A 25,090-nucleotide genomic window follows, 5' to 3' on the forward strand; every position below is an offset into this window, starting at 1 on the left:
CCGGCTTTTATAATTATCTGTACAAGGTGAAATGACCAACAAACTCGCGGGAATCCTGTTCATTTCGTAGTTTTAAAACATACCAGTAATCTCCTGTCGGCAATTCTTTGCCGTTGTATTTACCATCCCAAAACTGTCCTTCTCTGTAGGTGCCTACTTTTCGTCCGTAGCGGTCAAAAATATGGAAAACCAAATCTGGATAATTCATTGTGTTTGTCGGCGTCCATCCATCGTTGTCTCCGTCACCGTTAGGCGTGAACACATTTGGAATTTTGATGTCGATGAATTCATAATATCTCGTAGCGGTTGCCACGCATCCATTGGCATCGGTAACCGTAACGGTATAATCACCGGATTTGTAATAGATGAATTTGCTTTGACCACCCATTGGCTCACCATTTAGGGTGTATTGGTATCCACCGGCACCGCCTGTCACGGTGGCCACAATTTCGTTTAATCCTCCATCCGACAAGACTAGTGTTAACGGATCGATTTGCAAAATCTCGAAATCTAGTGTATTGACTTCGCAACCGTTGCTGTGTCGTGCCGTAATCTGATGTATGCCCGGGGCAACGTTTTCAAATACATTGCTCAATTGGAACACATTGGTAGCTGCATAAGGCACGCCGTCCAATGCATAATCTACATCGGCAGGATTTGTAATGCTGGCATCTAGGGTCACCGTAACGGTTAAACTAGGCGAATTGTTCAAACAACCATAATCAACAATGGCTTTGGGATCCAATTTTACCGATTCCGGCAAAGGAACCATAATTTCGGTGTTACATAAATTGGCATCGCGGATATACACCGTATGATTTCCTCCTGCCAAGCCTGTAAAATCAAACTGGGTTTGGGTGGCAGTACCGGAAGTAAATGGCCCGTTGATCTTGTCCAAACTCACACTGTAAGGCAGTGTTCCTCCGGTAATGTCGACAATAAAGGCACCGTCTTTGTCACCAAAACACATCTCGGGCATTATTGACGAAGCAATTACTGATGCAACAATAGGTGTTGGCTCATCAATCACGATTCCTGTTTCGTGTATATAACATCCATTTTGGTCTTGGGCAATGATTTCATAGCTTCCCGGCGCCAAATTTTCAAAAACGTTTGAAGTGAAAAATTGGTCTAAACGTGGAGATATGGCATACTTAATGATACCCGTGCCTCCAGAAGCAGTAATTATTATTGTTCCGTTGTTGGCTCCATTACAGGTTGCATTTATAGGAATTGGGGAGGCAATTAACGGCAATAGTGGTTGTGTTATGGTCACTGTTGCCGATGTTGCATTACAATCACCGCTAACCACGCCAACTTTATAAGTACCGGCACCCAATTGGGTAAAATTGCCCGGTGTTGCTTGAACCGCACCTGCAACAGGCAAGTTTGTGGCACCATCAAGCAAGGTATAAACATAATTGCCTAAACCTCCATTGGCCACGGCGACAATAACCCCTGTTGTTTCCCCTGTACAATTGACAGATGTGGTAACATAATCCAAGGAAACAGTCAATGTCGGCAATGGTTCAATCTTGACGTCATTGGACACATAACCGTTACATCCGTTGGCATCACGAACATAATAACGATAGGTGCCAACCGGTACTGATATCGCTACCGATGAATTGAATGTTGCAGGATTATAGGTAATTCCGTCTGCACTGTAAGTGTATGGTGCTGTTCCTCCTGTTGCCGCAAGCGTCAAGGTTGATTGTGTCAGACAAGTTTGTGAAGTTGTCAAAACTAAGCTGGCTTCAACGATGGTAGGCTCGGCAATGGTTATGGTCGATGAAGTGGTCGCACTACATCCCCAACCATCGGTCACGCTCACGGAATAGGTTCCTGCTGCCAACCCTGCAAACACATTCGAGGTTTGAGGCCCGGAAGTGATTATTGGCGTGGCAGACATGGTATTCAAGGTGTACAAATAATTCGAACCTTGACCTCCTGTGGTAGTGTTTACCGTAATCACTCCAGTAGTATCTCCATGACAAGACAAGATCGCTGTATTTGCAGTGGCATTAATAACTATTGGAACAGGATTGCTTAAAACAACAGGTGTTGAATCTACACATCCTTTACTGTCTCTTACGTTTACTGTATAACTTCCTGCAATTAATCCCGTGAATTCAGGATTTGTAGAATAAGCCACATTTACCGGCCCAACCAATTCGTACTCATAACCACCCGGCCATCCACCAGAAGCAGTTGCCGAAATGGTACCGTCGTTATTTCCTGTCGCACAAGTGATTTCGGTATGGGTTGCTGTACCATTCAATCCCGCTGTTGGCCCTGCAATGGTAAAGTTTTTGGCAACCGTGCAGAAAGGCGTATTGGTTAATGTAGCAGTAATGGTGTAAACACCAGCTCCTAAACCGGTCAAGGTTGTTGCAACGGTAGCTGATGAACCTCCAGGCAAACTATTGCCCAAGGAATCCACCAAGGTATAAGTAAACGCTCCCGCACGACTTGGCGTTGACGAGTCAACTATCGTGACATTGGCACTACCATTGGTACCTCCAAAACAAGTTACATCGACAATATTGGCAACAACAAGATCAAAAGTATTCGGTTTCGAAACATAATGCACCTCTTGAATGCTGCATCCTGTTGCTGGATTGCTGGCGGTAATTATGTAATTGCCCACGGTCAATCCGGTAAAAATTCCGGTCGCGTTTGGCGCAAATACAAGAGTTCCCGAAACATCCACCAAGGCATATTGTATTCCGGCTATTGCAGTTCCCGAAGCATCGACAGCCGTAGCCGTGATAGTTTCTGGATTGTTGCAGGTGATGGCTGGATTGACAACCACATCCACATGGTCTAAAGCAATGTAGGGTGCAATGGTAATTGGAGCAGTAGTCGTTCCAATACAGCCATTGGAGTCAAATACGTTTACAATATAAGAACCACCCCTGAGGTCTGCTTCTGTATAAACAGTGCTGGAACTGAACTGTACTCGTGTATTTGGCGTTCCCACTTTGATGAACTCATAGTTTAAATAAGTGTTAGATCCTCCCGTTACTCCAGTAACGCTAATAGTTGCCAAGTTTCGTACATTGCCTGAGGTGCAACCAAATGGTGCTACAACTGGGGCAGGAACGGCAATAAGGACTGGTTCATCTACACGAATGTTAGCCGTTGCTCGACAGCCTCTTCCCGAAATAACATCAACGGTATAATTTCCAGCTGTTAATCCTGTGAATAAATTAGAAGATTGAAGTGTGCCTCCGTTCAAACTGTACATATACACCGGATTGTCATTTACGCCTACAACTGGTATGGCCATGGTGGACGTAATGGTACCATCGTTGCCTCCGTTACAACTAACATCCGTTTTCGAAAGCGCAAAATCGGTGACAATAGTGGCCCGTTCGATTGTAAAATCAATTGATTTAACACAACCTGTTCCTAAATCTCTAACATAAAACGTATAAGGCAGCACATTTGGAGCTAACCCCGTAAATACATTATTTGACCCATAAGTTGATCCATCCCTACTGTATTCATAAGTTGAAGGAATTGTTCCGCCAGTGGCCGTTAAAGTAACTGCACCATCAGCATCGTTACAATTAGGAATAGCAGTAATTGAGGCTGTTAAGGTTAATGGCTCCAAAATAGTTACGGGATAGGTCGCAGAAGGACAGCCATTGGCGTCTTTCACCACAACATTATAGCTTCCTGGCGCATTAACCGTAAGGATGTTGCTGTTGTGGAAACTACCATCCACGCTGTATTGTAATGCAGCACTAAATCCTGCCGCCGTTACCGTAATGTCATAAGTGCCAGTTGCACTTGGACATTGGGTAGCTACAGCAGTAGCAATAGTTGGATTGGCATCCAAAAGAATCGTTTGTGGTTTGTTGAGAGGACAACCATTGGTGTCCATTACGTAAACCACCCAGTTCATCACCGTTCCGTTATTGGTATCCACTGCAAGTTGGTTACTCAATACATAATCAGTCAATGCTGGTGCAAGTGCACTGGCAGAAACCACCGCATATTTATAAGTTCCTGTTCCGCCTATTGCAGTAACGGTTATAGTGGCATTATCGTTGGAACAATTGATGTTCGTGGCGGTCGCCGTGAAATCAATCGCAGGTAGTTGACTCACTGCAAAATCAACTACATCGTCAACACATCCCGAAACGTCATCGGTAACCGTGAAGGTATAAGTGCCCGCCGGTAAATTGGTGTAACGAATCACGTCACCATTCACGGTTGGCGGAACTACTGGTGCTGGCACTAAACCATAGGTATAACTACCCGCGGTAATATAATTGGCCACGGTAAATTCAATTACACCGCTGCTGTCACCGTTGCAATACACATCGTTTATCAAACGGGCGGTAACCGAAATCTTGTCGGCTTCTTCTACCACAATTGGTTTTGTGGTACTACAACCATTGGCATCCGTCACTTGGATAGTATAGGTATCTGGCGCCAAGTTGGCGAAACTAATAGTATTGACAGGAGCACTTGGAGCTGTTGCTGCTGTCCCCGGTGCAATTATCTGGAAGACATAAGGTCCAACGCCGCCAGTAACACTATTAACCGTAACTGTTGCCTCGGCTGGTGTGGTACTGCAATAAATTGGCGTGGCAGTAATATCCATATCAGTTGGTGGCGTGTAGGGAAGAACATCAGCTGAACCACTTACACTACAACCGTTGGCATCACGAACCACATAAAGAATCGTTTGGGCACTGTTGACAGGGAAGGAAGCCGAAGCTTGCCAATTGGCTCCATTATCAAAACTATAAGTGTATCCTGGCGTTCCGTCTGCGGCTGTAATGGTTACGATGGCATCCTGTGGCGCATTGGCAGTATCACAACCAAATGGCGTTACCGCATGCGTTGCGGTAACCGCAGTAGGTTGACCAACACTAACCGGAATGGCAGCAGAAACACACATTTTGGCATCTCTAACGAATAGTGTGTAAGAACCAAATCCTAAACCGTTAAACACATTCGAATCTTGATAATTAACCCCATCTGTACTGTATTGGTAAGGAAGAATTCCTCCAGACGGTGTCAATGTTATCGTTCCATCAAGCGACCCTATGCAACTAACGTTCGTTGATGCCGGAATAGCCGTTGGTGTTGTTTTTGGAGTGACAATCACGTCTTGCGATTCGGCTTGACAACCTTGTGTATCGGTTACCCTGAATTTGTAGGTGCCTGCTGTATTGGTGGTGTAAGGAGACCCAGCAATTGGATTGTAACCAGCATTATTGATATTTACCTCATACCCAACGTAAGAAGTTGTTCCTCCTCCAGGCACCAAGGTTATGCTGGCATTAAGCGCACAAGTCAAGTCTTGCGTCATGTTGGCTTGCAAAGTCAATGGCGGTTGAACTATATAATCCACCATATTGGACGGACAACCATTGGCATCCACGACACTCAATTGGTAAGTGCCCGCGGCGGTAATGGCATAAATCGGATTCGTTGTGTTGGAACCGTTTATAGTGTAATATTTAACCGGACCTACCGGAACTGTGGTCACCCCAGCAAGATCAATCGTAAAGGACGTTCCATCAAAACACTGCGGAGCTGGCAATGCGATTGTTGGCGAAGCATCCATGGCAACACTTATGTCTAGTTTGAAAGTACAATTGTTATTGTCTTTTACCCAAACATCATAATTGTTTGGAGCAGGCAATACGGCACTGGCACTTGGTTTATAATCCGTAAGCAATGGTGTGGCAGTGTCTGCTACAAAAGCATAGGTGTAATTAGGTGTTCCACCGTTGGCAAGCACCGTAACTTTGGCACCCGAATCACAATTGGCATTGACTCTGGCACTGACCACTTCGGTAAGAGTTAATGGATCAGTCGGTTGATTAACAACCACTAGCGTTGTTGCTTTACAACCTGTTGTAACATCAACAACTTCAATTTCATAAGTATCGGCAACTAAATCAGTAAGCGTTACCGCATTAGCACTCTTAACTATTGTTCCTGCAGATCCTTGCAATAAACTATAAGTAAATGCTCCGGCAACTTTTACATTTTCTACCGTAAACGTAACCGCTCCATTATTAACTGCTGGAGTATAATTACAACTCACGTCATTGATCAATTGGCCAGAAACGGTAATATTGGTTACTGGGGCAATGGTGTGCGAATCCTCGAAAGAACAGCCGTTGGCATCGGTTACTTTGAACAAATAAGTACCTGGAGACAAGGCCGAGAATGTTGGATTATTTAAATTATCGACAGCATCAGCAATTGGCGAAACAATTTCATATTTCACAATAGGATAACCTCCAGTTACTGCAACGGTAAGATCTGTTTTAGGATCGTTACAAGTTATATCGGCAGCTGTAAAACCTAAACCTGTTATTTTTTGATAGGCTGGCACAGCTACAGTATCATCAAATAGACAACCATTGGCATCTTTTACATAATAATGAATCGTTTGTAGACTTGTGCTAACGTCAACAAGCAAGGTATTGGCATCGTAATAAGTAGTCGAACCGTCAAAATTGTATTTGTAAGGTCCCGTTCCAGTTGGCACTCCCAATACGCTAGTCACGTTTACGGTTACCAATGCGGGTTGTGCAGTATTGCTGGCGTTGCAAACATAAGGAGCTACCGTGGCCGTTGCTGCCAATTCTAAAGGTTCTGTAATGGTAACCGGAATAGCAACTGACAGACACTCTTTGGCATCTTTTACCACAACAGAATAAGTTCCTGCAATTAAGCCTGTATATACACCTGTGGCATCTCCAGAATTGTTTGAACCCGTTCCCGTTAATGTAAAAGTGTACGGTAGGATTCCTCCGGATGGTGTCAACGTGATGGTTCCGTCTGCTCCACCATTACAACTAACATTGGTTTGGGCTGGAGTAGCCGTTGGAGTTGTTTTTGGTGTTACAACAACAGCTGTCGAAAGCGCTGGACAAGACGGTACTTGATTGTCTGTAACCCTGAATACATAACTTCCATCTACAAAAGCTGTATAAGGATTTGATGCCGGAACAAAAGGATCTCCGTTAAAAGATACTTCAAAACCATTATACGTTCCTGTTCCTCCTCCAGGTACCAAGGTTATGCTGGCATCATCCGCACAAGTCAAGTCTTGCGTCATGTTGGCTTGCAAAGTCAATGGCGGTTGAACTATATAATCCACCACATTGGACGGACAACCATTGGCATCCACGACACTCAATTGGTAAGTGCCCGCGGCGGTAATGGCATAAATCGGATTCGTTGTGTTGGAACCGTTTATGGTGTAATATTTAACCGGGCCTACCGGAACTGTAGTCACCGCAGCAAGATCAATCGTAAAGGACGTTCCATCAAAACAATGTGGAGCTGGCAATGCGATTGTTGGCGAAGCATCCATGGCAACACTTATGTCTAGTTTGAAAGTACAATTGTTATTGTCTTTTACCCAAACATCATAATTGTTTGGAGTTGGAAGAGTGACCGGCAATACGGCACTGGCACTTGTGGTATAATCCGTAAGCGCTGGTGTGGCATTGTCTGCCACAAATGCGTAGGTGTAATTGGGTGTTCCGCCGTTGGCAAGCACCGTAACTTTGGCACCCGAATCACAATTGGCATTGACTCTGGCACTGACCACTTCGGTAAGAGTTAATGGATCAGTCGGTTGATTAACAACCACTAGCGTTGTTGCTTTACAACCTGTTGTAACATCAACAACTTCAATTTCATAAGTATCGGCAACTAAATCAGTAAGCGTTACCGCATTAGCACTCTTAACTATTGTTCCTGCAGATCCTTGCAATAAACTATAAGTAAATGCTCCGGCAACTTTTACATTTTCTACCGTAAACGTAACCGCTCCATTATTAACTGCTGGAGTATAATTACAACTCACGTCATTGATCAATTGGCCAGAAACGGTAATATTGGTTACTGGGGCAATGGTGTGCGAATCCTCGAAAGAACAGCCGTTGGCATCGGTTACTTTGAACAAATAAGTACCTGGAGACAAGGCCGAGAATGTTGGATTATTTAAATTATCGACAGCATCAGCAATTGGCGAAACAATTTCATATTTCACAATAGGATAACCTCCAGTTACTGCAACGGTAAGATCTGTTTTAGGATCGTTACAAGTTATATCGGCAGCTGTAAAACCTAAACCTGTTATTTTTTGATAGGCTGGCACATCTACAGTATCATCAAATAGACAACCATTGGCATCTTTTACATAATAATGAATCGTTTGTAGACTTGTGCTAACGTCAACAAGCAAGGTATTGGCATCGTAATAAGCAGTCGAACCGTCAAAATTGTATTTGTAAGGTCCCGTTCCGGTTGGCACTCCCAATACGCTAGTCACGTTTACGGTTACCAATGCGGGTTGCGCACTATTGCTGGCGTTGCAAACATAAGGAGCTACCGTGGCCGTTGCTGCCAATGCTAGAGGTTGAGTGATGCTAACCGGAATGGCAGCAGAAACACACATTTTGGCATCTCTAACGAATAGTGTGTAAGAACCAAATCCCAAACCGTTAAACACATTCGAATCTTGATAATTAACCCCATCAATACTGTATTGGTAAGGAAGAATTCCTCCAGACGGTGTCAATGTTATGGTTCCATCAAGCGACCCTATGCAACTAACATTTGTTGATGTCGGAATAGCCGTTGGTGTTGTTTTTGGAGTGACAATCACGTCTTGCGATTCGGCTTGACAACCTTGTGTATCGGTTACCCTGAATTTGTAGGTGCCTGCTGTATTGGTGGTGTAAGGAGACCCAGCAATTGGATTGTAACCAGCATTATTGATATTTACCTCATACCCAACGTAAGAAGTTGTTCCTCCTCCAGGTACCAAGGTTATGCTGGCATTAAGCGCACAAGTCAAGTCTTGCGTCATGTTGGCTTGCAAAGTCAATGGCGGTTGAACTATATAATCCACCATATTGGACGGACAACCATTGGCATCCACGACACTCAATTGGTAAGTGCCCGCGGCGGTAATGGCATAAATCGGATTCGTTGTGTTGGAACCGTTTATGGTGTAATATTTAACCGGGCCTACCGGAACTGTAGTCACCGCAGCAAGATCAATCGTAAAGGACGTTCCATCAAAACAATGTGGAGCTGGCAATGCGATTGTTGGCGGAACATCTTTGGTTATAGTCACCGTGGTAACATCAGTACAGTCGTTAGCGTCTTTTACATACACATCAACCGCCCAAGTCGTTACTACACCTACGGTTACATCATTGGTCAGGATTGCGGTATCTACATTGGTATTGTTGCTAAATACTGGTATTGCAGTAGAACCTGCTTCTAAAAAAGCATATTGATAAGTGGCTTTTCCTCCCGTAGGATTCACCGTAATGACACTGCTGCTATTGTTGCAATTTACATTCGAAGCCGAAGCCGTGATGTCTAATACAGCTGGCGGTTGTGTAATGGTTACTGATTTAGTTATGTCACATTGGGTAATATTGTCCTTCACTGTCACTGAATAAGTTCCTTGTGAAAGACCGGTTAACGTAATCACGTCTCCCACCACGGATTTCGTATAAGGCAATAAAGGTGGAGTGGTTGCTTCTGTTACCGTATAATTTCCTGATATGCTAAACCCGGTTACGATGAATTTTGCACTACCTGTGGCACCACCAAAACAATTCACGTTGGCAGTAACTTCTTCTTGCAGTTGTATCTTAATTCCTGGAAGAACGTTGACCAATTTTTCATCGATACAACCATTGCCATCCGTCACGCGGAATAAATAATCGCCCGCAGCTAAAGAAAGAAACACATCATCATTAGTTTGAGAAGCAATAGCGGTTCCATTAGAATTGTATTCAACAGAATACGTGAATGGCGCTACACCACCTGTTATATTCAAATCTACGGTACTAGTAGTATTGGCACAATCAATAACCGACATGGTTGGTGCCATGGTTGGCGGCACTAATGGAGCTACTGTTGCGGGTTGCATTACCGAAGTACAATTATTGGCATCTCTTACGATAATGTTATAGGGACCGGCAATAGTAGTCTTGTAAAAATTATCACTGGAATAATTTGCTCCGTTATCAAAACTGTATTCAAGTGCGCCTGTTCCGCCTGAGGCTGTAACGGTAATAGTGGCTTCTTGTGCGCTATTGCTGGCACCGCAAGTTAATGGAGCAACAGCAATATTTGATATTACTATTGGAGCTGGGTCAGTAAGCGTGGCATCAATAGTTTGTTCACAGTTTTTGGAATCTTTTACATAATAAGTAACAGCCCCTTCTAAAGCGGTTTGGCTAAAGACATTGATAGCACTATAGGTACCTGCAAGACCCTTTTTATATTGATATATACCCGTTCCTCCGGTAGCCGTAACCACTACTTGGCCGCTAGCACCCACACAAAGAGGATTCGTTGGGGCAACGGCAGGCACGATCGGTACCAAAGCATCGATGGTTATGGTATTGGTTGCAGTACAGACACCATCACTTACTTGGAAAGTATAATTACCGGCATCCAAGTCCGTAAACACGCCAGATGCTACACCTGTTGCGTTATTGGTAGTCCCTGCCGCAATTGAGTAGGTGTAAGACGCAGTATTTCCGCCAGCTGCCGTAACGGTCACGATTGCATTTGGCCCAGCGGTAATACAATCTAACCCTTCGGTCAAGGTTGGAGTAATCGTTAATTGGTCTTTTATTTCATAAGGTGTTGAAGCCACGCAGCCATTACCGTCTTTTAGGTTCAAGGTATAACTGCCGGATGACAGGCTAAAATTGGCCGAACTTTGGTAAGCACCCAATACCGCACCATTATCTACACTATACGTTACTGGTCCTACAATAGAACCCGTATTTCCAGTGATGGTTACTGCTATTGGACTTCCGGTATAACAAACTACCGCTGCAGGCGCAACAATGGTTGGTGCAGTGTCCAAAAGAACAGTGACATCCGCTTTTTTAATACAACCATACGCATCTTTTACATAAACATCATAGTCGCCAGCATCTTTGTTAAAAGTATTGGAAGCGGCAAAAACAGTTGGTGCTGTTGCACCATCTGGTTCAATGGCATATTCATAAGGCCCAGTACCATTTTTGGCAACCGCAGTGATGATTCCGGCATTGGTAGTACAAGTATTGTCGTTTTTAGTACTGCTGGCTGTTAGGCTCAAATCAATGGCCGATTCTGTAATATCGAATGGTGCCGATGAAATACTACATCCATCATTTGTTGCTCCTGCAGTTTCAGTTACCAATACAAAATAGTTACCAAATGGTAATGCACCAAAATTATTTACTACCAATGAACCACTTGCAGGAATAGTTGCCGCAACAGCTGACCCAACTGGAATTACTGATTGTGAATTATAAATTTGGTAAGTTACTGGAGTAGCAGCACCATAAGTATGATTTATGGTGAAAGTCACACTTCCATCATCAGCACCTTTACAAGTGATATTATTAGCCGTTATTGGGTTAACAGTTATGTTAGAATTTGTTGGTACGGGTTGCGTAGCTGTTTCAAAATAGTAACATCCAGTACCTGCATCGTGAACAATAAATGTATAAGTAACTCCTGGGATTAGATTTGGAATTATGGCTTTTTTACTATTTGGCCCATCTTCATCATACCATGGTAAGGTAGTTGGACCAGTGTAAGTTAATCCAGGACTGTAAACCGCAAAATGAAATGGCCCAGTGCCTGTTATTGTACCTCCAGTTCCTGAGCTTCCAATTGCAACTTCAGCAGAACTTAATCCAACACAAGTTGGAGCTCCTAGAGCCACATTAATATCTAAATCATCTGGTGGCGAAAATATAGAAATATTATTCTCATAGGCGGAACACCCATTGGCATCCGTTATGATTATTTGATACAATCCAAAATCAACAACATCAAAAACAGCAGTTGTTCCGGTTTGGTTAATGAATTTCTTGTCATATAATCCATTAACTCCCGTAACGTGATAAGTATAATTTGGAGTTCCTCCAGATACGGAGTTTATTGTTATTGATCCTAATGACACTCCTGTTAAACTATTACAAGTTATTGGAGTAATAGATTTAGTGAAAGTTATTGCTGTCGGTTCCGCAATAGTAATATCTTCTGTTTTAAAACAACCTTTTGCATCGGTAAGAGTGACTACATAAAAACCGGCTGGCAATCCAGAGGTTTGTGTTCCAAAATCCTTTACAAATGACAAATGCGCAATATCGGAATATTGTTTCACGTTGATTACAAAAGGTGCCGTACCTTGTGTATTATCATAAGTTACTTTTATTTCGGCAGTAGATTCTCCATTACATAAAATAGGTTTATCAAGTGTAACTGTTTGTAAAACCACTGGCACGGGGTCTGTAACTGCTATAACATTGGTAGTGACGCTACATATTTTACTGTCGGTAATCTCAAAACTATAATTCCCCGCGCTTGCAAACGTTTCCTGGAAGCTTGGCGTAGCACTGGTTTTTGGAGCACCAACCGGAATGCCTCCGTCTAATATTTGATACGTAAAAGGAGCAAATCCATCAGTGATGGTTACGTTTATGGTTGCAGCTACCGGCAGTGAACAAGTGATATCTTTTCCTAAAGCGGCTCCGGCTTTTATTGGTTTGTCCACGATATAACTCACAGTTACAGGACAATTATTGGCATCTATCACACCAAGTACATACGTGCCTGCCGCAGTGACAGTATAGGTATTTCCAACAATGCTGGCGCCATTTACGGTGTACTTTAGTGGAGCAATTCCACCACTTCCCACTAGAGTAATAGGGAAAGGAGAGCCGGTAAAACAGTGTGCAGCAGGCAGGGCAATGGTTGGCAAAGCATCTTTCGCAACGGCCACATCCAATATTTGTTTGCTGCAATTATTGGCATCAAGTACATATACATCCCAATTGACAGTGGCTGGATCTAAATTGCCTATGTTGCTGGCGGTGTAATCTCCGACAACTGGTGATACACCATCTGCTACAAAAGCATATTGATAAGGTGCTTTTCCACCATTGGCGGCTACTGTAACTGTAGCAGTTGGTGTTATACAGTTGGCATTTATATTGGTCGAAGATGCCAATACCAAGTCGGAATTTTGCGTAATGGTGAAGGCTACATCTTTAAAACAAGAGGTGTTGCCATCGGTAATTCGTAAAACGTAAGGACCAGCTACTAATACGCTTACATCCACGGTATTTCCAGTAATACCAATTGATCCCGAACCAGTAGTCAAGACAGCGGTATAAGTACTGAAATTAGTCACGTTTATTTTCGCACTTCCTGTATTGTTGCCAAAGCACAACACATTGACTTGAGATTGCAAGGTAGCATTGATGTCAACTCTTGCAGGGATGTTAAGCATTTCGGTATCACTACAGCCATTGGCATCGGTGACTTTGAAAACATAAGTACCGGCAGTCAATCCGGTAAAAATACCATTACCGGCACCTGAGGTATTGCTGGTTGGGCCAGTCACTATGGTATAAACAGGTGTTCCTGTACCATTAGTTGTGGTTATTGTTGCAGTACTGGTTGTCTCTCCTGTCTTACAAGTGATGATGGATGCCCCAATCCCAGTGATTACCGGAGGGTTTAGGGTATTTACGACAACATTTGCCAAAGCAACACTACAATTGTTGCCATCACGCATGCTGATTGTTACAGGACCTGAGGCACTGGTAGTATAAGAGGTATTGGCGGTATAAGCCCCACCATTATAACTGTATTCGTAAGATCCATTTCCTCCAGACGGAGCAGTAACGGTTATGGTTGCCGCTTGTGGCGCATTTCCAGTCCCACAGGATAAGGCGGTACCTAATGCTGTCGTGGCTGTTAAAACATCAGGCTCTGTAATAGTCGCAGTTATGGTACCGGTACATCCTTTGCTGTCTTTTACATAAAAAGTATAAGGTGTCGCTGATGCCGTTAATCCAGAGAACAAACTTGTTGGTACAAAAGTAACATTGTCATCACTATACGTATAACCTCCTGAACCTCCTGCTCCTGCCAATTGCACGGAACCATTATTTCCACCATGACAAGTAACGTGGGTTGGTGTTGCCGTTACGCTAGGATCGGCGATTGGGCTTACGGCTACAATGCTTGTTGCAGTACATCCAGGGGTATTTGCGTCAGTAACGGTTACGGTATAGGTATCCGCAGCAACTCCCGTATAGGTGAATGTTGGCCCTGCAACTCCGGTTCCCGAAGCCACTGAAGCCCCTAAACTATTGGTGATTACATAACTATAAGGTGCTTTTCCTCCAGTTATCGTGGTAGTTATTGTAGCATTTGGTCCCGCTGTATTACAATCCAATGTTTTGGTAACTTGTGCCAATGCCGTCAATTGGGGGTAAACCGTTGTTGGGGCGGCAGAAGCCGGACATCCATTGGCATCTTTTACCCAAACGATGTAAGTTCCTGATGCCACTGTAAAAGTAGGGCTGGATTGGAATGCTCCCGTTACTCCATTAATGCCATAAGTTAATGGCGTTAAGCTTGCAACAGAAGGTGTGGCCGTAATGGTAAAATTACTTCCCGTGGCGGTACATTGCCCTCCAACTGTAACAGCAGTTACTGATGGCATTGGATCAGTGGTTACAGCTACATTTACAAAATCAACACAACCATTGGCGTCTTTAACCCAAACATCCCAAGATGGTGTCGCTGGATTTAAATTAGCAACGCTGCTTGCAGAATAAGCCCCAGGAGCATTCCCGGCAGCAACAAAGGCATAAGTATAAGTTCCAGTTCCGCCTGTGGCAGTAACAGTAACTTGGGCTGTGGTTACATTACAATTGGCATTTACATTTGAAACCAAACTTATATCCAAAGGATTTGTTGGCTCACTAATAGTTACCGATTTAGTATCCGTACAACCTGTTGTTTTATCCGTGACACTAAAATTATAGATACCTTCAACAAGATCACCAAGGGTGTGAACATCCCCAACATTAGTAGGCGTGAAAGGCAATCCTGCTGGCATGGAAGTTACGGAAATGGTGTAATTTTCTGTAGCGCTGAATCCCGTTACGTTAAATCTTGCACTACCGGTTGAACCATCTTTACACAATACATCGCTAAGCTTGGTGGCCGTTACCGCAATAGGGGTTACTACGGGAACATGATGGGAATCAATGGCAAAACAACCATTGGCATCCGTGACTTGGAAGGTATAAGTAATTCCGCCTGCCAAATTGGTGAATATTCCCGATGAAGCACCACTGATGTTTGTGGTAGCCGAAGCTGGAGCAGTAATTTTATAGCTAAGTGTTCCCACACCCGTTCCTGGTGTTCTGGTAACGGTCACTGTACTTGTGGTGGCCAAAGGGGAACAATAGATATCAGTATGTGAAATACTGGCTATGGTTGGCGGATTTAATGGTGCTAAATCTATTTGTTGCATTGCAGATGGACAACCATTGGCATCTTTTACGATAATTTTAAAAGATTGCGTGCTGCCATTGTCATCTACTGTCAAACTATTGCTTGGGCCAAATGATCCTCCGTCATTGAAACTGTAGGTATAAGAAGTCCCTGTTCCTCCAAATGCAGCTACAGTAATAGTGGCTGCTTGTTTGGTGTTTGTTAGACTACAACTAAAAGGAGTTGGTGTCGCTGTAAAATTCACTAGGCTAGGCTCTGTAATGGTCGCAGTTATGCTACCGGTACATCCTTTGCTGTCTTTTACATAAAAAGTATAAGGTGTGACCGATGCCGCTAATGCTGTAAATAATGAAGTCGTCGTGAATCCAGTCGTTGCATTGGTGCTATACGTATAACCTCCTGAACCTCCTGCTCCTGCCAATTGCACGGAACCATTATTTCCGCCATGACAAGTAACGTGGGTTGGTGTTGCCGTTACGCTAGGAGGGGTGATTGGGTTTACGGTTACAATGCTTGTTGCAGGACATCCATTATCATCAGTAACGGTTACGGTATAGGTATCCGCAGCAACTCCCGTATAGGTAAATGTTGGCCCTGCTTCTCCAGTTCCCGTAGCCACTTGGGTACCTCCGCTATTGGTAATTACATAACTATAAGGTGCTTTTCCTCCAGTTATCGTGGTAGTTATTGTAGCATTTGGTCCCGCTGTATTACAATCCAATGTTTTGGTAACTTGTGCCAATGCCGTCAATTGCGGGTAAACCGTTGTTGGGGCGGCAGAAGCTGGACATCCATTGGCATCTTTTACCCAAACGATGTAAGTGCCTGATGCCACGGTAAAAGTAGGGCTGGATTGGAATGCTCCCGTTACTCCATTAATGCCATAAGTTACTGGCATTACACTTGTAGCAGAAGGTGTAGCCGTAATGGTAAAATTACTGCCTGTTCCTGCACATTGGTTGCCCACTGCTGCAGTTACTGATGGCATAGGATCGCTAACAACTGTAACGGTAGTTTGTGTAGTACAATCATTGGCGTCTTTTACATAAACATCCCAAATTAAATCGACACCAGAATTCGTATCCACTGTTAAAACAGCGCCACTTCCATAAGTCGATGTTGGAATTGTCGATGGGTTTTTTGCAAAAGCATACGTATAATTTGGCGTTCCTCCACCATTGGTACTAATTGTAATTTGTGAATTATCATTGTTGCAATTGACGTGCGTTGCCGTTGCGCTGCTAATCGCCAATGCTGCCGCTGGTTGTGTAATAGTTACCGATTTAGTATCCGTACAACCTGTTGTTTTATCCGTGACACTAAAATTATAGGTACCTTCAACAAGATCACTAAGGGTATGAACATCCCCAACATTAGTCGGCGTGAAGGGCAATCCTGCTGGAATGGAAGTTACGGCAATGGTGTAATTTTCTGTAGCGCTGAATCCCGTTACGTTAAATCTTGCACTACCGGTTGAACCATCTTTACACAATACATCGCTCAACTTGGTGGCCGTTACCGCTATGGGTGTTACTACGGGAACATGGTGTGAATCAATGACAAAACAACCATTGGCATCCGTGACTTGGAAGGTATAAGTAATTCCGCCTGCCAAACCGGTGAATATTCCCGATGAAGCACCACTGATGTTTGAGGCAGCCGAAGCTGGAGCCGTAATTTTATAGCTAAGTGTTCCCACACCCGTTCCTGGTGTTCTGGTAACGGTCACTGTACTTGTGGTGGCCAAAGGGGAACAATAGATATCAGTATGTGAAATACTGGCTATGGTTGGTGCGTTTAATGGTGCTAAATCTATTTGTTGCATTGCAGATGGACAACCACTGGCATCCTTTACGATAATTTTAAAAGATTGCGTGCTGCCATTGTCATCTACTGTCAAACTATTGCTTGGGCCAAATGATGCTCCGTCATTGAAACTGTAGGTATAAGAAGTCCCTGTTCCTCCAGATGCAGCTACAGTAATAGTGGCTGCTTGTTTGGTGTTTGTTAGACTACAACTAAAAGGAGTTGGTGTCGCTGTAAAATTCACTAGGCTAGGCTCTGTAATGGTCGCAGTTATGGTACCGGTACATCCTTTGCTGTCTTTTACATAAAAAGTATAAGGTGTCGCTGATGCCGCTAATGCTGTAAATAATGAAGTCGTCGTGAATCCAGTCGTTGCATTGGTGCTATAAGTATAACCTCCTGAACCTCCTGAACCGGCTAATTGCACGGAACCATTATTTCCGCCATGACAAGTAACGTGGGTTGGTGTTGCCGTTACGCTAGGATCGGCGATTGGGCTTACGGTTACTTTGCTAGTTGCGGTACAACCAGGAGTGTTCGCGTCAGTAACGGTTACGGTATAAGTTTCCGCTGCAACTCCTGTATAGGTAATTGTTAGCCCTGCAACTGTTCCCGAAGCCACTGAAGCGCCTAAACTATTCGTAATTACATAACTATAAGGTGCTTTTCCTCCAGTTATCGTGGTAGTTATTGTAGCATTTGGTCCCGCTGTATTACAATCCAATGTTTTGGTAACTTGTGCCAATGCCGTCAATTGGGGGTAAACCGTTGTTGGGGCGGCAGAAGCTGGACATCCATTGGCATCTTTTACCCAAACGATGTAAGTGCCTGATGCCACGGTAAAAGTAGGGCTGGATTGGAATGCTCCCGTTACTCCATTAATGCCATAAGTTAATGCACCCGTACCTCCCGTACCTGTAGCCGTAATGGTAAAATTACTGCCCGTTCCTGCACATTGGTTGCTCACTGCTGCAGTTACTGATGGTGTTGGATCACTGACAACTACTACCGGTGTTGTTGTTTTTGTGGTACAATCATTGGCGTCTTTTACATAAACATCCCAAGATAATACTGTGCTCGAATTGGTATCTACGGTTATAACAGGGTTGGGTAAATATACCGGCGTGGCTGTACTGCCGGCGGGTAATGCCGCATAGGTATAATTTGGCGTTCCTCCTGTGGCGGTTACCGTGATTTGGGAATTGTCGTTGTTGCAATTGACAGACGTTGCAACTGCTGTGGCAATGGCCAATGCTGCTGCTGGTTGATTGAGTGTAACGGTGTAATCGTCTGTACATTTTGTTTTTCTGTCGGTTACGGTAATCGTGTAAACTCCTGCAGGTTGTGCAGCAGGAACATTGATAATAGTAACTGCATTAAGTGTCGGACTTAGGTTACTGCCACTTAGGATAGTGGTTCCTCCGGCGTTTTTAATTATATAATCGTATTTTTCTTTTACGCCATTCACTGTAAATTGAATAGTACCCGTACCTCCAAAACACTTGATTGGACTAAGGACACTTCCTCCGGCTACTATGTCGGGTGCGCCATTAACGGTATAGGGTTTTGTAAGTGAACATTTCGTTTTGGTGTCTGTCGCTTGAAATACGTAATTCCCCGGTGCCAAGGATTTGAATTCTCCATCAGAGCTGATAGATGCGTCATATCCTGGAGGCCCAGAAATAATTTGGAAACGAATTGGGGCAGATACTCCGCTAGCGGCAATATTTACGTGTCCTCCCGGTGGACTTGTGGCACAATCATAGCCGCTATCGGTAATGGTGATGGATGAAATTTGGTCAAAAGCCGCAATGGTTACAGGCAACGGCCCCATTTGACAGCCATTGGCATCTCTTATATAGGCATTTACTATTCCTGCTGCTGAAGTAGAATACGTATTGCTCGTTGTAAAATTAGTGGTAGAGTTGAAACTGTACTGATAAGGGGCAGTTCCTCCTGCTCCGTTTACGGTAACCACGGCTGGCACTGTACCAGTAGCACTACATTGTATGTCAGTGGCACTAATGGTTCCGGTAACAACACCTGGATTCACGATGGTAACATTGCTCACTAAAGATTCGCAGCCTTTGCTGTCAATTACCTTGATGTTATAGATTCCTGCTGCCAAACCGGTAAATTGATTGGTTGCCTGGGTCGAATAAGTAGTTGCTGAACTTGGTTTAATGGCATACGTATAAGTAGTGGTAAAACCATTGCTTGCCGTAACCGTTATCGTTCCATTATTGGCATTATTACAAGTAATATCGGTTTTGTTAAAAGTTAAAGTTGGCGTAGTCTTGGCAGTAACCGTTATAGTATTGCTGGTGGCTGGACAACTTTTGCTATCAGTAACCGTAAACACATAAGTTCCATCTGTAGTTGCTGTATAAGGAAACGTCGGTGCAGGCAATGCTACTCCATTACGAGTCACTGTATAAGTATAAGGAGCTCCATATCCACCACTAACGGTACTGGTTATTGAAGCATTTACCAAACAAGTCAAATCTTGAGTCAAAGTGGCGGCAATCGTTAACGGAGTCTTGATATCGATATTGGATATTGGCGCTGTACAATTGTTGCTGTCGGTAACCACTATATTGTGTATTCCCGGACTTACATTAGTGAAAGTATTGGTACCTATTGGTGCATTTCCATCCAAGGCATACGTAAATGGCCCTACTCCTCCTGTAACATTCACCGCCAAAGTGGCAGGATTTGCCGTGGTGTAACACCAGTCTGTCGCAGCATCCAACGCCGCGCTTAAAGTGGGTGCAGCCAAGACATTTACCGGAGCACCTACAGCACTAATACATCCATTGGTATCTTTTACAAAAACGGTATAATTTCCCGTTGGAACATTGGTGAATACTCCGCCATTATTTACGAAAGCAGTCACTACTGAAGCACCTTGACGCAATTCGTATTGATAGGCCGGTGTGCCTCCACCTCCAACAGCTGTAATGCTTGCTCCTGTGGTACAAGTCGCCAATGTAGTTACCGAAGCCGTCACGGTTACGGCGGCCGGTGCCGAAATTTGTTGGGGAAGTGTCAAGGAACAGGCTCCGGTGGCATTAAGGTCATAACGCACCAAAACAGAATAACTCGCTGGACTCAAACCCGTAATCGTGTAAGGTGATGTCATTGACGTGGACCAATTTGTTCCGCCATTGATGGAATATTGAAATCCGTTTGCAGGATTAAAATTTTGGGCCGATATCGTGATCTCGCCATCATTACCTCCTGAACAATTCACGTTTTTGAAACCTGAAATACTGGCGCTAAAGGCTTTGTCTGTGGCAATAGTTATAGGGAAATCTTTTTGGGTAATGCACGATTTCGGTATTTGATAAACATAAATATCATCTACTGCTAAATCATTTCCATTAACTACAGTACTGTTGGATAAAATTTGAAAATCTAAAGACGTATTGTTCCCTGGATTTAATTTAAAAATGGTACCTCCTGCCAAATCGGTACTGGAATGCCATTGTTCATCCCTTGGAATACTTGGCATCACTTGAGAAGCGATTACAGTTCCTCCTTTTACTAATTGAATGGTCAATTGAGGAGAAGGAAGATTATTTGTTGTTTTCAACAAATTAAGCATATACAAGGACACGTTAATATCTTGGTTGGGAAGCACGTCATTGATAGGCTTGCTGTACAAAACGGCTCCAACTGGAATGGTTTTACCAATATTAACTGCTAAAAATCTTCCATCGGTAATCGCAGGGGTATTATTTAATACTGACGTATGGTCTTTGGGCAAAGTCCAATTAAAATCATTGGCGTGATCGGGAAGCAAGGCTTTGGTAACTACGTATTCACCATCATTTAAAAGCCAAGAATTCCAGCCATCCGCTGCAACACAATCAATAAATGCAGCAGTATTTCCATCTTGCTTTTCCCAACAATAAGCTGAGTTAATACCTGGAGACTTGGTGTCTCCACCTCTTCCAAAATCTTCTATCAATAAGTTACTATAAGTACTTGCCGTATTGACATTGTATTGTACACTAATGGTATGCGAACCCGATGCAACGTTTGTGAAAACATTGTTGGTAATCGGTGTATTTGGTGTATTATCAATTAAGTATTGATAGGAATAATTAGAAGCACTATTGATTACTGTTACCGTACTGGTAGCCGTTCCGTTGCAATTAAAAACAGGATCGTCCACTTTTATTGTTGGTTCAGCAGGTATTGGATCCAGAATAATGTTGTAAGGAATAGCATATTCGCAACCCAATGCATCTTTTACTTTTAAAATATAGGTTCCCGGCAACACGTCTTTTTCATTGGAGGCTTGCCAAGTAATCCCTCCGTCAAAACTATATTCATAACCTGGAGTTCCTCCTTCGGCATTGGTAATCCTTACTTTTCCTCCTTGATTTACTCCTGCTACATCTGGCAAAGTACAACCCGCCAATTCAGCAACGCCCGCCGAAGCGGTAACAGCCGAGGTTGGCCCTGTAACCGTGACTATCTGGGCTGGATCGGTACAATATTTTATGGTGGGACTACCCCACTGAGGTGTGTAGGTTATCCCGTATCGCACCACGACATTGTAATCCCCTGGCGTGAGATTGGAAAAGACGGGATTGGTTTGAAAACTGCCTCCGTTATTGATACTATACGAAAGACTGTATCCATTGGCATTGGTAACATCAACGCTGATTTGCGCATTGTCATCATAACAGTTACTGTTGGTATTGCTTACGGTATAAGTTGGTTTCGCATTATCGGCAACTGTTATGGAGGTGGTCGTGCTGCAATTTTTAGAATCTACCACCAATATATCATATTTACCCGGTGCCGTAACTATAATTTCATTGGAGGTCTGGAATGTCGTCGATCCATTTACAAAATAATAATAGGGAGCCCAATTTCCTCCTTGAGCCGTTACAACAATTTTTCCGTCACTGCAAGCCGTTAGCGGTTCTACCAAAGCTGCCGTAGCTGTTAAGGCTGCGGCCGGTTGATTGATATAAATCCATTGGGACTGGTCGCAACCATCTGGCGTGGTAACTTGAACTTGGTAGGTTTTCCCCGGTGTCAGGTTTTCAAAAGTATAATCGGCATCATTTATTGGCCCCACGCTATTTACTAAAGTTCCTCCATCATATACAAAATAATTATATTGGGGTAGTACATCATTGGCTGCCACTTTTATGGATCCTTTTTCTCCAAAACACAAGGGCTGGGTAGCCACTGCGGTAACCGAAAAATTTCTTTGTCTGATAGGAATATTTGGGATGGTAAAGACACACGGATTAGTGGTTACTCCTACTTGTCTGATATAGGCGGTGTATAATCCTGCAGTGTTGATGGTGAAACTATTGCTCGATTGATAGTTTGTGCCATTGATACTATATTCATAACCCGAGCCTACTCCTCCTATGGTAATGTTACCGAGTTTAGTACAAACAATATCCCTATGGGTTTCGGTCGGATTCAACAAGTTTTGATAGACATTGAAATAAAAACGATTAAAACATCCGCCAGGATAATTCAAGGTAAGCCTGAACTGTCCAGAAGTATTGGCGGTATAATTTGGCCCTGTTTCAACTTGTGTCCAAGTACAAGTGGTGCCTTCATTGGCACAACTGCTATTGGTTACCGCGGTACAACTTGCCTCGTCCAGTTTTTCCCATACAATGGTGGAACCATCTGAAATATTGGTCTTGATTAATTTAGAGGCGCCGGCTCCACACAAAAAGAGAAGTGGCAATTTTTTTCCATCATTGGGACAAGTGAGTACTTGATCGGCAAATGGAATTACTGGATTCGCTATGACTCCTCCAAAACGGGTAACTGTTACCTCTTCCGTTATAGACAAACAAGGGGCAATGGCAGTATTATAAACATAATACGTACCAGGATTGGTTACTGTCAGGGTTTGACTATTACCCAAAATAGTACCCGTGGTAGTACCCGTATTTGTAAACGGCGCAGTAGACCATTTATAGCTATTGTATCCATTAGAAGCCGTTAGTACTACACTGCTTCCACACAAAACCTCACTTTTAGTAAATTTGCAATCATCAACACCAACTAAAAAATTAGTGGATTGAGGTGTTCCCAAATTACAAGAAGTAAAGGAAGACAAACTAGGATCGTCTGTTATTTGTGCTGGATTTATCGTCCCTTTGTAAGTAGCATAAGCAGAATTTTTTATTATATTATCACAAGCATCACTTAACTCGTTACACTGAGCAACGACTCTAACTTTAAAAATGATGTCATAATGTATAAAAGGCCCTCCGGGTACTACTGCCTTTTTTACCAAATTATTGGGTATAGTAAACAGTATTGTACGAGTTGCTGGATCGTAAGTATGAGTAACTCCAGCTGGCACGGAAACAATATCAGCAGGATAATTAAACACAACATTAATAGGAATAATATCTTTTATGGTAAATGAGGTAGCATCATCATTTCCTTGGTTTTCAAAACCAATAGTATAATTCAATTGTTGCCCCAAAGTAACATTCGCATTACCTACATTTGCCCCCGAATTATTTTTTACTACTTTGGTAAGTAAAATGGTTGGTTCAATAATATCAACTGCAAATGTAGCAAGAAATGCAGCGTAACCATCACCCCCCGAAAGGTCTGTAAAAAGCTGTAAAGTTCCCTGAGTCGCATCGTTGTGGATAACGGAATTGGCTCCATTGGGAATTTCCATATAGTCAATATCAAAACCTAAATTATTGGTGCTTTTAGGATTTCTATTGGTAACTTGATTATTATCTTTAGTAATGGACGCATTAAAAAAATTAAAAGGCACTACTGGAGCGTCTGTCCCTGGATTTAAGCCATTGCTAATAGGCGTAAAAAAAGAATTAGCTGGTGCGGGTGGAGTAGCGGGTGGAGGTACACCTTCTCGAAAACGTAATCCGTCACCTAATTTGCTAAAATCACCATCTAAAGCAGATACTCCAATTTTTGCAATTACAGGAAATGGGGCTGGCAATGTCTGAAAACCAATTACTGGAATATTGACTGTTAGTAATCTATCTGCACCCGGATCCACATTAGTCATTCGAGCACCATCAAAAATAGAAATAAATTTACTAGGAACCGTTGGGCTTTCATATATTACCACCAAAGTCCATCCTCCTGCACTTCCACCTTGTCGTAATCCAGTTGTAGCTCTCAAATTCGCTACAGTATAAGTACCATCTGCATTTGCCAACGGGGTCAACAAAGAGGTAACATCCTTGAAACAAACATAAACACCATTGTTGAAATCATCAGTGTTGGCTCCTTTAAAAATGACTTCTTTAGGATCCGATTTATTAGCTGTTACAGTAGTATAGGTCGTGGCACCAGGCACTTTAAATTGCACCACATTCCAATCGTTTCGGGGTGGTGTCCCGCAATTAAAACAGTTTTTATCTGTACTAGAAGCATTTGGATACATGGCAGACCAATACAAACCTGCAAACACAATTTTTTTACAGGAATTATTAATCGCCAAATCAGCGCTACTCGAACTGACTGTTGACGCATCGCTATCAACATCAAGATAAACGGCGTCTAACTCATTATTATTTCCCGCTTTATCAAAAGGCAAAGCCTCGCCTTTTGGTGTCAAAATTGTATTACCCAATAATACTACATCTCCTTTTACTTTAATATTCCCTCCTGGAAGTCGGGCAGAAAAATCCGTTCCTACAGGTTGCGAAAAACCAGAAAAACTTCCCAACAAAAAGAAAAGTGATAGAACGACAGTTGCGCTATATGGCAAAGGAAAAAAAGGCCTTTTTTCTGTTTTCATCCAGCGATTCCCGTTTCCCTTAAAGTTCATCCTTGTAAGCAAAATATCAGAGTAATTCTGTCCTCGTGACAAGAATATTCTGCTGACAATTAAAAAAAAGTCAATTATTAATAGGTAATTTTTCTTCATCGGGGGCATTTTTTTATTTTAAAAGTCCTT

At 43.1% G+C, this 25,090-nt stretch carries 1 protein-coding gene; it reads right to left on the reverse strand.

Annotated features, from left to right (window positions below):
* Window positions 1–13 precede the first annotated feature (13 nt).
* Window positions 14–25,060, reverse strand: coding sequence for a T9SS type B sorting domain-containing protein (locus OZP13_RS15585; protein ID WP_281297771.1), 25,047 nt, complete (start codon window positions 25,058–25,060; stop codon window positions 14–16).
* Window positions 25,061–25,090 lie beyond the last annotated feature (30 nt).

This window comes from Flavobacterium limnophilum (assembly GCF_027111315.2).
In the GTDB taxonomy this organism is placed as follows: Bacteria; Bacteroidota; Bacteroidia; order Flavobacteriales; family Flavobacteriaceae; genus Flavobacterium; species Flavobacterium limnophilum.